The sequence below is a fragment of the Bacillus cereus group sp. N24 genome, from assembly GCF_016483345.1.
Taxonomy (GTDB): domain Bacteria; phylum Bacillota; class Bacilli; order Bacillales; family Bacillaceae_G; genus Bacillus_A; species Bacillus_A toyonensis.
This window is the reverse complement of sequence record NZ_JAEHCA010000040.1, coordinates 16,669-29,905: the sequence shown is the minus strand read 5'-3', so window position 1 is coordinate 29,905 and position 13,237 is coordinate 16,669. Positions and strand designations below refer to the sequence as shown.

Sequence of the window (13,237 nt, the reverse complement as noted above, 5' to 3'; positions counted from 1 at the left end):
AAATTAGAGTTCGATAGAACTCTTTACTTAGGAATCCCCCTCTTCTAAACGAAGTGAAAGTGGGGGTAGTTCAAAAGTTTTGTATTAACTTCATAAGTTCTTGCAAATTCCATATAATCAACTAGTTCAACCGTGTGATGAATTAGGTGTCTCAATTAATCTAAGTATGTATTATCCATCTCAATTACATACCCTTCCCTTTAAATGATTAGAAATAGATTGATCTGTTATCTTTCTTATATTGAATCCAATTAGACCCTATATCGGATGTTTGATATAAGGTCTAAGACATCCCATTTTAGTTTCCTTGGAAACTAAAATATATTATAATTAAATTTGCATTAGCTTTTAATTACGTAAATAAATGGAGGGCATGATATGGAAAATTATTATGATGTCGCGGTAGTTGGCGGTGGTCCAGTTGGACTTATGACAGCATGTGAATTAGCTATTCAAGGCGTAAAAGTTGTCGTTTTAGAGAGAAGATTAAATCGGATTCGAAATTCTAGAGCACTCACACTGCACCCTCGCTCTTTAGAATTAATGGCTATGAGAGGTATTGAAAATCGATTTTTATCTAGAGGAAAGAAATCAGATACAAGCCATTTTGCTGCCCTAGATACAAGATTAAACTTTAAAAATTTAGATACTGATTTTCCATATACGCTTTTTATTCCCCAATCTATTACAGAAGAAATATTAGAAGAGCGTGCATTGGAATTAGGTGTAGACATTAAACGTGGCCATACTTTAAAAAATTTAAAACAGTATGATACATTCGTACAACTAGAAATAGAGCAAAGAGAAACAATATATAAAATAGAAGTTCCGTATGTAGTAGGCGCTGATGGAGCAAGAAGCGTAGTTCGTGAGTTATCACATATACCGTTTAATGGAACAGATACAACAACTACTGCTATATTAGGCGATGTCATTTTAGAAGATGTACCAGATAACCCATTTTTATCTACATCTAATATAAATGGGATCATAATGATGGTACCTATTGCACCTGATGTATTTCGTATTGCAATTGTAGATCCTAAGAATCAGACAATACCTGTTCATGTTACTGTCACAGAAAAAGAGCTTATAGATAGTATTTATAGTATTACAGGTGAACATATTCGAATTAAGAGTTCAATATGGCTTTCTCGTTTTGGGAATGCAACCAAACTAGCAAATACTTATCAACATAAGCGTGTATTCTTGGCAGGAGATGCAGCGCATATTCATTTCCCTGCTGGAGGACAAGGTTTGAATGTAGGATTACAAGATGCTTTTAATATAGGATGGAAATTGGGACTGGCTATAAAACATAAAAAATATGAAAGTTTATTAGGAAGTTATCATATTGAACGACATGATGTAGGAAAACAATTTTTCAAGGAAGTACAAGCGCAAGAACAATTAATGATAAACTTTTCAAATGCAGGTATGGAATTAAGAGAGTTATTCTCGCATGTACTAACATACCCAGAGGTGAATCAAGATTTAGCTGAAAGAGTAAGTGGCTTGGGAGTTATATATTCTTCTATGCATACGAAAGAAAGGCACCCATTGACAGGGAAAAGATGTACAAATCTTACTATTTCTTCTCAAAATAAGAAAACTTATAAACTCTTTGAATTGATGCAAGATGGTAAATATATTTTATTAATACATCCGTCTTATAAAAAAGAAATAGATAAAATGAAGATTGATTCGCACACAAAGGTGGTTGTAGGAGAAATACAGGATTCTCAGTTAAAAAATATAGATGTCATTTTAATTCGCCCCGATGGTCACATAGCTTACATTGAGTATGACAAAAGAGATAAATGTAAAAAATTGCAAATGAAATTGAATAATTTTTAAAAAATCCTATTTATTAGCATGAATTTAGAGGTTTCTAGTATGAACTTTAAAACACTAGAATATAAAATGGCCCCACAACTATTAGCGGGGTTCATTTTATATTAAATAAAGGGCATTGAAATCACTTTCTAACTAAATCTTTCTAATTAATTTTCTATTTCGGATATTAATACTGATATCTAGCCCGAATACTACATTCATATTTTTTCAACTCTAAAGTTACCGAGAATACTGCACATTGTCTTCGAATTTTTTCACATATTCCAATAATGTATGATATTGTTAATCACGGGCATTCTCATCTGTTCCAATTGGTGATTTAAAAAAGAGTGAAAGATGTTCCATTATTTCTACTTTCCCCTAACCAATTTTCAAAGTCAATCGTATCCCATACCTCTTTCCTATCTCCTCGAACAGGAAAGTCATCAATTCTTATTTTATGATTTGTATGACTGTTAGCTATCAAAAGTAACGACTAATCAAGTAAGCTCGTAAGAGCTACTAAGTGGCGGGTGGTTCACTTGAATAACACTTATTAAGTTAACAGTGAGATTTAGTATGAATAATCAAATCCTCAATAAACTTTATTTAAAATCAAAAACACTGTTCAAATAAAATTACGGCTAAATTGAACATACATACAGCCACAATTTGCTGTTTTCTAAGCTCAAAGTTTACCCCTCCAATAAGTGGAAATAATAAAACTATAAAACATTGGATGGAGGATTTATAGTGACGAATAATGAGAATTACAGTGGAATATTACCCCATAATGCCGAATCTTATTGGACGAGCAGTATTCAATTACCAGAATACCCTTCCTTAGAAAATGACATGCGGGTCGATGTTATTATTGTGGGAGGAGGAATTACTGGCATTACTTCTGCCTATCTTTTAGTAAATGAAGGTCTAAAAGTCGCTGTTATAGAGGCAGACAAGTTATTAAATGGAACGACTGGACATACGACAGCTAAAATTACGGCTCAACATGACATGATTTATGACGAGCTTATCAGGTATACCGGAAAAACTACCGCAAGATTGTATTATGAAGCAAACATAGATGCTTTAAAATTCATTCAAACCACAATTAATAAACATCACATTGATTGCGATTTTACTCAACAAGATGCTTATTTGTATGCCACAACAGAAGAATATGCATTTAAGTTAGAAAAAGAAGCAGAAGCTTATAATGAACTTCGTATTGAAGGCGAACTTGTAAACAAACTTCCTATTGATTTAAAAATACATAATGCACTTGTTATGAGAAATCAAGCACAATTCCATCCCCTTAAGTATTTAGCTCATCTTTCAAATATAATTACAGAAAAAGGTGGATACATCTTTGAAAATACCACAGCAGTAAATATAAAAACAGGCGAACAACCTGTAGTTCTTACCCGTGGAGGAACTCAAATTACAGGAAAGTATATTCTCTCTTGTTCTCATTTCCCTTTTTATGAAGGCGCAGGACTTTACTCTACAAGAATGCATGCAGACCGATCCTATATAATTGCCGCTAAGACAAAAACAGATTATCCAGGTGGTATGTATATTAGTGTAGATGAACCAACCCGCTCCCTCCGTTCTACAACAATTAATGGAGAAAAATTTATTCTTATCTCTGGAGAAAGTCATAAAACGGGACAAGGCGGAGAAACACTAAAACATTATGAAGCACTAGAAATATTCGGGCAACAAGTCTTTGGCCTTGAAAATATCCCATATCGTTGGTCAGCACAAGATTTAATTACACTAGACAAGATTCCTTATATCGGTGAAATTACCTCCGATCAAAAAAATATATTAATTGCTACTGGATATAGAAAATGGGGTATGACAAACGGAACCGCAGCGGCGCTTTTATTTCGAGACATCATATTAAAAGAAAAGAATAAATATCGGGAATTATATACTCCCTCTCGTTTCCACATGAATCCTAGTTTAAAGAATTTCTTAGTTGAAAATGCCAATGTTGTTGGACACTTAATTAAAGGAAAGTTAGAGATTCCTCAAAAATGTATTCGTGATTTATCTAACGATGAAGGAGCTGTCGTTGATATTGATGGACATAGAAAAGGAGCTTATAAGGATGCAGAAGGTAAACTTCATATTGTAGATACAACTTGTACCCACATTGGATGTGAAGTTGAATGGAACAATGGAGAACGTTCTTGGGATTGCCCATGCCATGGTTCGCGATTCTCGTATACAGGGGAAGTACTTGAAGGGCCGGCTGAAAAACCATTACAAAAATACGATTATAAAATGATAGATAATCTTACTTCAGAAGACTCTGGTTATTAACTAAATTTATGTGGCGGTTATGAAACTCGGGGGAAATTATTATTATAATGGCAGCTTTGAAATTATAAAATCATGGAATAAATCCTCAAACGAATTATATGAATAATATATTGAAGTTGCACGAGTCAATAATCTGTTGGGGTACGACAATATTGCTGTAACAAGAAGCATAAGATGGCCATTTTGTCCATCTTATGCTTCTTTTAGTTTACGATAAGCTTTTATTATTTAATTTTACACGTATTCAGTTGCAATCTGGTCCTATTTGCGGTTGTCCTATTTGTACAATCTATTTATTTTGTGCAATCTTAGCACCTTCATATAATTTATCTGTATAATTTTTAAGGTCCTGCCAATTATCCTTCGCTGTATTCAGATCTGCTCTTATAATCTCATCAAACAAGTCTGGACTAATGTTGTCAACACTGTCAATCAATGATTTATATTTTTTCTCCACTGTCCCCCACTGAGTCTTTATATTTTCAAGAGCAGTAACAGCTGTACCAACTGTTGCAGCCATATGTTCCGTTTTATTTTTGGCATCAGTCAAAATAACTACTTCTGCCTCTGCTCCAGAAATTCTGGACTTTAATTGTTCTATTTCTTGTTGTGCAGATGCGATATTCTTGTCAGTAGTGACAATCAATGGTATACCAATCGGAGGCATAAATACAGATAAAGCTATATAGCCACCACGTTTATCATAGTTTTCTTTAATTGTATTATTATAATTCTCAATTCGTTGTTGTAGAAGCGGAATACCAGCGTTCGTACTTTCTAGTATATCCTCCAAATGATTGAAATCTTCTTTGAAATTTCTTGTATTTTCTGCTATTTCACCTTGAAAATTTTTCAATTTTTCTAACAGTACATCTAATTTTTGACTATTGTACAAAATACTATTGTACAAATTTTCTAGTTCATATTTTAATTTCTCTGTATCTTTTTGCTCTATAGCAGTTAATAAAAGCTTATAACTTGCTTGAAACGTATCATTATAACTTACAATATTCTGATGCGTGTACATAATACGAGTTTTAAAATACATGAACCAAAAGTCAGCATTCTCTATTGCATCCCGTTGATGCTTAATCATGTTTGCTTGTAAATCACCATTTATAGAACTTATTTTACTTAAATCTGTCAGCGGTTGATTACTGATTGTATTAGCATATGAATCCATTGTAAGGATATTTGCCACCATTTGTCCCATTACTTCTTTAAATTCACCAGGACCAAGGGAATAGTTCTTCAAACTTTCTTGCTGTTGGGACACAGTTTGTTCTGCTGCCAAAGTATGAAGTGGAATTACATTACTCGCTGCCATTCCCGTAATGATTGTTGACAAAATAATTTTCTTATATAAATTCTTATTCATCTTTTTCACCTACTCTTTCACATACATCACATGTTTTATTAAATTCATAAGCTTCGATTCTTTACTTCAAATGAATTACGATGATTGCAAATAAAACAACATATTAAAATAGAGATTCTCGTACTTTCTTATTCTATAATTTTTATTAAGTTTCATAACTATATAGGAAGTCTCCTGCTCATACTTGAACAGGAGACTCACATTATATATTCTTCAAAAAGGAAACTCAGTATATTATATTTTCATTACTTCGGCAATTTCTTGAAGTAATATTATTTTTTATCTTCTACGAATGAAATCTCACTACTTTGAATTTTTTCAGCATACTTTCTAATATCCGCCCAATGATCCTTCGCTGTATCCAGATCTGCTGTTATATCCATAGCAAGGAATTCTGGGTCAACAGCTTTAGCACTCTTAATCAATGAGTCATATTTTGTTCCCATTCCATCCCACGCAGTCTTTATATTTTCAAGAGAAACAATAGCTTTATCAATTGTATCTGTTAAATTTTTAATATCACTTTGCACTATCGTTAACCTAGCTGACTGTAGTTGCGCCATTGAAATATTTTGTGTTAGCGTTATAATTTCTTCTTGTGCCTTGATTATCTGCTGCTGCGATGAAACTACTCCGTATATCCCGCCTCCTAATATAGGTGCACCAATGGGCGCAAAAGGTGAAAGAACTAAATATGCACCAGCAGCAGTTGCAACCGACGATGCAATATAAATTTTGTTATTCTCATCGATTAATGCTTTATTTGTTTCGATTTGTTTCTGAAACAGTGGAATTCCAGCTTCTTGACCAGTTAAAATATTTACGATATCTTCAGAATTCCCTTTTAAATTTTGTGTATCTTTTTCTAATTTGCCGCGAAAGCTTTTTAAATCCTCCACTAATTTGGTCACTTGATCTTTATTCTGTGAAATTTCACCATTCAACTTTGTAAGCAAAGCTGTTAGTTTGACTGGATCATTTTTATATTGTAATAAATAACGAGAATAATTTTGGAATTTTGTATCATAACTGATAATATTTTGATTCGTCGTAACTATCCCTGATTTCAAATTATTTAACCAGTATGTTGCATTTTCTCTAGTAAGATTTTGGTTGGCTTTAATGGATGTTTTTAAATTATCGCCAACTGAAGGTAAACCATCCAAATTAATATCTGCTTGTTTAAGAATAGTTAAGGCATACAGGTCCATTACCAACATATTGGATTTAGTATCCTTCATCGCATTATCAAGCCCTGTTGGTCCAAGGTAATAACTAGGGTATTTAAGGTCTTGATTTGCATAAATAGGTGCTGGTTCCGCTGCCGAAGCATATGATGGCATAATGCCACCCGCTACGATTGTTGCTATTAATGTAGATAAAGCCATTACTTTATAAGGTTTTTTCATCACATTTTTCTCTCCTTACATTATATTATTAAGAATTATTGTTCTGGATTCTACAAATCTCATCCTGTTACTTTTATTTTTGTAACACTCTCTTGATATTCCGTTGTTTGTTTTTTCAATTCATCCGTAAACTGTTTAAGCTCTTTTAATCGTGCTTGTAATGAATTTGAATCTATTTTTGCATCAGTATTAAGACTTGTCCCCGTTTCAATCATTATGATATTAAAGGTGTCCCAACTACTTACTAGATTGTCAAAACTCTGAGTTTGCTTTTTAACTGTTCTTGTAAAGTTATTTAATTGCTGCTCAATAAGTGTCATTTGAGTTGCTTGCACTTCAATATTCGATAAATTTTGTACCAATTGAATTAGTTTCTGTTGCTTTTGAGCAATAGCTTTATTCAGTTCTGTTACTTTATCATTTGTGAGTTGTCCATATTGGTTATAAACCGCTTCCAAATTAGACACGTCTACAGTTTTATCCTTAACTCCGTCTTTCAAAATATTAATAACCGACTTTGTAATATTTAAAGAACCGTCTAGATTTTCTTTTGGTAGAGCTAGAAGTTTTTCAAAATCTTCTTGAATACCTGCATTAAGTTGTCCCATTTCCGTTCTTAATTTTTCAATGTCACCGTCGGAACCCTTATAAGATTCAAACGCTTTGCTAACTTTACTAGAAAATTTATTACTATCTTCAACCAATTCGTTTTTAGAATCGTTTAAGTCTTCCGAAGTTATTTTCATATTATACTGAATTTTTTGAACGTCACCTTGAAGTAAGTTAAAAATACGTACAAATAATGCTCTTGCTTCCGGATCTTCATTCATCTTTCCAGATAGTTCAACTAATTTATTGTAGTAATTTGTAAATCTTATTCCGAAACTCTGTATCTCTTGATTTACAACGGATAATTTGTGGTTATTTACATCCAGGCAGTCTCGAACATGGTTTCTTATAGTGGCTTGATCAGTTGTTATTCCATATATAGTACTTACATCAAGATCTGGTTGCTGTAATATGATTAGCCCATATCCTTGAATTAATGGCGTCTGTGATCCTAAGTTCGTAATCGAATTTGATAACCTATCCATAGCGGGTCCAAGTATACTACTTGGTTGTAAATAAGTTGTATTACTTTCTGCATAAGTATTTACAGGTGAGAAGCAACTTGTAGATACTGCTGTAACTAATAACCCTGCGACTAACGCTTTTTTCATGGTGATCCCTCCCATTTATTGGTGCCTTTTGATAAAATAGTTGGACTAAATTTTAATTAATCTGAAACCTAACATTGTAACTATTAATCTATATAGATTATTTTAAAGATGATTTTTTAGGAATATAGATTGTAAACATTTGTACATAATGCTCTACTATAAACTTATTTCCTAAGTCATTACATAAAAGGCATATACGAAGATAATCTTGATTTTATATGTCTTAAAATGTAACTAACATCTTGTGCCCTTATTAAAACATCAAATTTTCATTGCGTATATAGTAAAATTTTGTTGATTTTTGTATAATTTTGTCCTTTTTTGTTTTTTTATCTTAATTATTTGATATGTGTAGAAATTAAAATACTATACTTCTAAAATTGCTATGCAACTTCATTACTATAATTAAAATAATTATAATTTAATAGTACTAATAAAAAGGTACTTAATTTAATTTAACTAGGTGAATTTTCATTCCAGAAAAATTATTTCAGTATAACTTTTCAATACTTTTCGCTTATTTCTTCCTCTATATGGATATGTAAAATTGCATATCTATATAGAGGGAAGTTAACTATTATATATACATAGTCATAAGGGTTCTGTTGCAAAGTTTTTGGAGCTGAGCTAGATCAATTTTCAGAATCATTTTCTTTTTTGTCTTTTTAGATTTTGGAGTTGGGGGATAATAATTTTTCTTTTAAATTCTTTAAAACCTTCTCTCTCTTCTCTTTTAATTCAGGCTCTCTCCACCAACGTTTTAAATCTGATTTATTATCAATAATATTAATTGCTTTTTCTTTAACCAGAGGTTCCAGTCTTCCCATTTCCCATTGGATTGCCGCTAAGGCAATCCAAAAAACATTTTCTTCATATTTTCTTAATGATGGAACATATTTGCTTATCAATATACTAGTAGCTTTCTCTAAACTATATCCATCACTTATTAAATTTTGAAAATCAAACTTTATATCTTCAGATAAATCATCTTCAAAGATACCTACTCCTGATACATACATTTTCTAGCCTCCTCTATTTCCTTTTAACCATGAATTGTGTAGCTTATTCCATTTCTTTTTAACATCTTTAACACTTTTTTAGAAGCACCTACTTTTCCAGTTCGAGCACTTTTATAAAAGTGCCAATGCGCTCTCCCTTAACAGGTATATTTTTATTTCTTACTAGCATTCTATCTTTTAGAATTTGTTTCCTCACAAATTTACTATTTTTAACGTAACCTACCTTAATAAGAAAATTCTTTTATATTAGAGTAAGTAGTAAAGATCAATCTATTAAGGGATAATTTGCAACCGCAGCAGAGATAAGTATTCCTGAAGAATACATCTTTATAGAAAGAGCAAGTGGAAAAGATTTTAAACGTCCTGAATATCAACTTATGAAGCGTATGTTGAGAAATGGAGATGTTTTATATATTCAATCACTAGATCGTTTGGGAAGAAATAAACAAATGATTTTAGACGAATGCCAAGAATTAATTAAGGAAAAAGAAATTGATATCGTTGTGTTAGATATGCCCCTTCTTAACACCATGAAATATAAAGATTTAAATGGAATTGAAACCCTTATTTCAGATTTAATTTTGCATTTATTAAGTTATATGGCTGAAGATGAAAGAAAAAGGATTCGTGAACGACAAAAAGAGGGAATTACAATTGCACTTCAAAAAGGTGTTAAATTTGGCCGCAAAAAAGTTGAAATTGATGATAATTTTATAGAAACTTATCAAGAATGGAAAAATCATAAAATTACTGCAGTAGAAGCAATGCAAAGAGTAGGAATGAAGAGTAATACATTTTATAGAAGAGTAAAAGAATACGAATTTAGCTTAGAAAAAAGCAAGATTCCTTAAAAGGAAAGCTTGCTTTTTTCTAATTTTCTCCTTTTCAAAAGGATGGGCAAAAACACCTAAGATATAATTCCATTTTATTATTTTTATGTTGCACAAATATCCAAATTATTACTAGCAATTGTTAAAAGCGCACCATCATATTGAATAAATGCACACGCCGATGATGGAACCAATTTGATTTGTGGTACAAAGCATTCTCCCATTAAACGCTCCATAAATTTACTTTGATTTATTTTCTCTAATTTAATGTCAACGCTATTTCCTAAACTGATAATAGCCAAAGTATTTTCTATACTTACACCATAAAACAACTTGATTATATATAATACTTCTGTCCTTGGTATAGAATTAAAAATAAAGAAAATGTCCCTTCTTCCCAAATCAAAAACTGTGTAGGAAATTTTTTTAGAATCTATTTCTTCTTTTAAACTTTTTTCCTCAGATTTATCTACATGTACAATAAACTGATTAATCCTCTCTTGAAAAAGCAAACTTAAGTTATCAACATTACGATTATAATCATCAAATAAATCGGTTTCATATATATCAGTTACATTACTAACACGATATATATTTTCATCTTCGATATGTTGAACCTTTTCGAATGTAAAATCCATAATGCACCTTCTTTTCTCTCAAGGTTATAATTATTTTATTTCCATTTCACCTTACTTCTTTTAGGATATATAATATGATGTTTATTCTTTTTATAGTTCCAATACAAATGTAAAACCTTTCTGGTTGTCCTTTTTTTATTTTCTCTAATTTGATGATAATCCAATGCAAACAATCTAGAATCGGTGGATTTTGTCTGCTTTTTTTTGCGATTTACAATCGCAAATATCCTACCATCTCTTTTGCTCGGCCCCTGAATGGTGTATTTGCGATTTTTCCATGCATCCTTTGCCTTATTCGCTGTCCATTTAGCCGCTTTTTTTCCATATTTCACACCATATTTTCCAACTATTCTAGCGCCTGCTATCGCTACCGGTACAAGCCATGCCCACTTACCATCTGGATCTGTCATCATCACCGGATTATTATCTCCATACGTATATCCATTCTGCGTCACAGGATCATCTTCATCACCCGGATCTGGATCTATTGATAAGAATACACCATGCTCTGGGTTGTAGTAACGAGCAATTAAGTAATACATGCCAATTTCTTTATCATACATGTACCCCGCATATCCAAATGGATTGTCTGCTGCGATACCTTTTGCATCACTCTTTAATACGTTCCCCCATGCATCGTATTCATAGTTTGCGACAACTTGTCCATTTTGGTCTGTCATCGCAATGACATCACCACGTGGGTTGTAGTATAACGCTTCTTCTTATGATTTTATAATCAACAAAAATTAATTGTATACAAAAAGAGAGAAGAGTCTACATCACATCAGCTCTTCCCTCTTTCAATTACTTCTCTGTTTATTATTCTATTTTCATTTATTCTACATCATATAGCAAACATTCATTTTCCAATTCAAATAACGAACTTACTATCCATTTGTCATAAATTTTCTTCTATATAATTTTTAGCTACCTCATTGTTTGGGTCATCTTTTAATATATCTTTTGCCCAATTCATAGCTGATTTTTCTTCAAAAACATCATCTGGAACACTAGCAAAAAACAATAAAAACTCCCTATATTGCATATTATTAGGCTCCAATTCGATACACTTCTTTGCATGATAAAAAGCAGCTAGGTATGCCCCCTCTAAATGACATAGTGGATGACATAAAATATCTGATGCTAGTGAATGTAATCTAGCATCATTTCGACTCTCTAAATAACTAGTCAAGAAAGTGTATACAATAATATTGGGTTCATTAAAAGACCATTCTATTAATAAATCCTCTAATTCCTCAATACTTATTTTATTTGCATGTGCTATAGCATTTCCAATGTCTCCTCGATAAATTGCATCTTTTAACAAATTATTCATTATTTTACCCACCCATTTGATATATATATCTTCCCGTTCTTTTTAGCATACGTAACCGTTACTTGTTGTCCTTTCACCTTCATAGTTCTTTGATAACTTGATTTTTTATATGGTGTTTCCTTCCCTTTCCTCATTACCTTCCCCATAACTTTAGAAACAGATTTAAAATCACCTGGTTTTTTTGTAACTTTATTCCAATTGTGCTTTGGAGCTAAAATATGCTGTACTTTATTAGTTTGCTTCCCTATATTTTTTAATTTTTTGTTCACAGCCCCAGAGTGTTTATAATTATTATAAACTGTCTTCGCCTTATTACCTACCCACTTTGCTACCTGTTTACCATATTTCGCACCATAGCGGATTGCATATTTCGCACCATACCTAGCTGCTACCATTCCACCTGCAATTGCAACCGGTACTAACCATGCCCATTTACCATCTGGATCCGTCATCATCACTGGATTATTATCTGCATATGTGTACCCATTCTGTGTCACAGGATCATCCTCATCACCTGGATCAGGATCCACTGATAAGAATACACCATGCTCTGGATTATAGTAACGAGCAATCATTAGAGTAAGTAGTAAAGATCAATCTATTGAGAGACAGCTTGCGACTGCATCAGAAATAGGTATTCTTGAAGAGTATATCTTTATTGAAAGAGCGAGTGGAAAAGATTTTAAACGTCCTGAATATCAACTTATGAAGTGTATGTTGAGAAATGGAGATATTTTATATATTCAATCACTAGATCGTTTGGGAAGAAATAAACAAATGATTTTAGACGAATGGCAAGAATTAATTGAGGAAAAAGAAATTGATATCGTTGTGTTAGATATGCCCCTTCTTAACACCATGAAATATAAAGATTTAAATGGAATTGAAACCCTTATTTCAGATTTAATTTTGCATTTATTAAGTTATATGGCTGAAGATGAAAGAAAAAGGATTCGTGAACGACAAAAAGAGGGAATTACAATTGCACTTCAAAAAGGTGTTAAATTTGGCCGCAAAAAAGTTGAAATTGATGATAATTTTATAGAAACTTATCAAGAATGGAAAAATCATAAAATTACTGCAGTAGAAGCAATGCAAAGAGTAGGAATGAAGAGTAATACATTTTATAGAAGAGTCAAAGAATACGAATATAGCTTAGAAAAAAGCAAGCTTCCTTAAAAGGCAAGCTTGCTTTTTTTCTAATTCCCCCTTTTCAAAGGGATGGGATAAGCACCATAGT

At 32.1% G+C, this 13,237-nt stretch carries 12 protein-coding genes and 1 pseudogene; 4 read left to right on the top strand and 9 right to left on the bottom strand.

Features of this window, described 5'->3' with window-relative positions:
* Positions 1–378 precede the first annotated feature (378 nt).
* Complete coding sequence (locus JDS95_RS28320; RefSeq protein WP_199690926.1) at positions 379–1,857, top strand: FAD-dependent oxidoreductase; 1,479 nt, start codon at positions 379–381, stop codon at positions 1,855–1,857.
* Positions 1,858–2,139: 282 nt separating this feature from the next.
* Here the strand turns inward: JDS95_RS28320 and JDS95_RS32265 are convergent.
* Positions 2,140–2,311: pseudogene (locus JDS95_RS32265) on the bottom strand (inositol-3-phosphate synthase); the annotation flags it as partial.
* Positions 2,312–2,589: 278 nt separating this feature from the next.
* Between JDS95_RS32265 and JDS95_RS28310 the strand changes: the two are divergent.
* A complete protein-coding gene (locus JDS95_RS28310) occupies positions 2,590–4,167 on the top strand; it encodes an FAD-dependent oxidoreductase (protein WP_098257650.1) in 1,578 nt (525 codons plus the stop codon).
* A gap of 289 nt (positions 4,168–4,456) precedes the next feature.
* Here the strand turns inward: JDS95_RS28310 and nheC are convergent, their stop codons facing one another.
* The 4 genes from nheC to JDS95_RS28290 all read right to left on the bottom strand — a co-directional run bounded on the left by nheC (position 4,457) and on the right by JDS95_RS28290 (position 9,193).
* Positions 4,457–5,545, bottom strand: coding sequence for a non-hemolytic enterotoxin subunit C (gene nheC, locus JDS95_RS28305; RefSeq protein ID WP_199690925.1), 1,089 nt, complete (start codon positions 5,543–5,545; stop codon positions 4,457–4,459).
* Between the two features lie 272 nt (positions 5,546–5,817).
* Positions 5,818–6,954 (bottom strand): non-hemolytic enterotoxin subunit B, encoded by a 1,137-nt coding sequence (nheB, locus tag JDS95_RS28300; protein WP_000743454.1) that lies wholly within the window; start codon positions 6,952–6,954, stop codon positions 5,818–5,820.
* 59 nt (positions 6,955–7,013) lie between these two features.
* A complete protein-coding gene (nheA, locus tag JDS95_RS28295) occupies positions 7,014–8,174 on the bottom strand; it encodes a non-hemolytic enterotoxin subunit A (protein WP_000709940.1) in 1,161 nt (386 codons plus the stop codon).
* Between the two features lie 665 nt (positions 8,175–8,839).
* Positions 8,840–9,193 carry a hypothetical protein gene (locus tag JDS95_RS28290; protein ID WP_000289512.1) on the bottom strand — a complete coding sequence of 118 codons (354 nt, stop codon included), beginning with the start codon at positions 9,191–9,193 and terminating at the stop codon, positions 8,840–8,842.
* 302 nt (positions 9,194–9,495) lie between these two features.
* Between JDS95_RS28290 and JDS95_RS28285 the strand changes: the two genes are divergently transcribed.
* Positions 9,496–10,044, top strand: coding sequence for a recombinase family protein (locus tag JDS95_RS28285; protein WP_199690927.1), 549 nt, complete (start codon positions 9,496–9,498; stop codon positions 10,042–10,044).
* Between the two features lie 83 nt (positions 10,045–10,127).
* On the opposite strand, the gene JDS95_RS28280 is transcribed toward JDS95_RS28285, so the two are convergent.
* The 4 genes from JDS95_RS28280 to JDS95_RS28265 form a co-directional block, all read right to left on the bottom strand.
* The gene (locus tag JDS95_RS28280; RefSeq protein ID WP_000347974.1) at positions 10,128–10,661 is read right to left on the bottom strand and encodes a hypothetical protein; all 534 of its coding nucleotides are present in this window, start codon (positions 10,659–10,661) and stop codon (positions 10,128–10,130) included.
* 35 nt (positions 10,662–10,696) lie between these two features.
* On the bottom strand, positions 10,697–11,341 hold the full coding sequence (locus JDS95_RS28275) for an RHS repeat domain-containing protein (protein WP_000132033.1): 645 nt from the start codon (positions 11,339–11,341) through the stop codon (positions 10,697–10,699).
* Positions 11,342–11,559: 218 nt separating this feature from the next.
* On the bottom strand, positions 11,560–11,997 hold the full coding sequence (locus tag JDS95_RS28270) for a hypothetical protein (RefSeq protein ID WP_001061275.1): 438 nt from the start codon (positions 11,995–11,997) through the stop codon (positions 11,560–11,562).
* Complete coding sequence (locus JDS95_RS28265; protein WP_000561927.1) at positions 11,997–12,572, bottom strand: polymorphic toxin type 35 domain-containing protein; 576 nt, start codon at positions 12,570–12,572, stop codon at positions 11,997–11,999. Before JDS95_RS28265 ends, JDS95_RS28270 begins: the two co-directional genes overlap by 1 nt.
* Here JDS95_RS28265 and JDS95_RS28260 point away from each other — a divergent pair.
* Complete coding sequence (locus JDS95_RS28260; RefSeq protein ID WP_199647732.1) at positions 12,568–13,176, top strand: recombinase family protein; 609 nt, start codon at positions 12,568–12,570, stop codon at positions 13,174–13,176. The two genes, JDS95_RS28265 and JDS95_RS28260, sit on opposite strands and share 5 nt — an antisense overlap.
* Positions 13,177–13,237: the final 61 nt, after the last annotated feature.

Bases quoted from the DNA above. Each gene is read 5' to 3' on its own strand.
- JDS95_RS28290 (WP_000289512.1), bottom strand. From the start codon at position 9,193: ATGTATGTATCAGGAGTAGGTATCTTTGAAGATGATTTATCTGAAGAT.
- JDS95_RS28320 (WP_199690926.1), top strand. From the start codon at position 379: ATGGAAAATTATTATGATGTCGCGGTAGTTGGCGGTGGTCCAGTTGGA.
- nheA (WP_000709940.1), bottom strand. From the start codon at position 8,174: ATGAAAAAAGCGTTAGTCGCAGGGTTATTAGTTACAGCAGTATCTACA.
- JDS95_RS28275 (WP_000132033.1), bottom strand. From the start codon at position 11,341: ATGACAGACCAAAATGGACAAGTTGTCGCAAACTATGAATACGATGCA.
- nheB (WP_000743454.1), bottom strand. From the start codon at position 6,954: ATGAAAAAACCTTATAAAGTAATGGCTTTATCTACATTAATAGCAACA.
- nheC (WP_199690925.1), bottom strand. From the start codon at position 5,545: ATGAATAAGAATTTATATAAGAAAATTATTTTGTCAACAATCATTACG.
- JDS95_RS28270 (WP_001061275.1), bottom strand. From the start codon at position 11,997: ATGAATAATTTGTTAAAAGATGCAATTTATCGAGGAGACATTGGAAAT.
- JDS95_RS28280 (WP_000347974.1), bottom strand. From the start codon at position 10,661: ATGGATTTTACATTCGAAAAGGTTCAACATATCGAAGATGAAAATATA.
- JDS95_RS28265 (WP_000561927.1), bottom strand. From the start codon at position 12,572: ATGATTGCTCGTTACTATAATCCAGAGCATGGTGTATTCTTATCAGTG.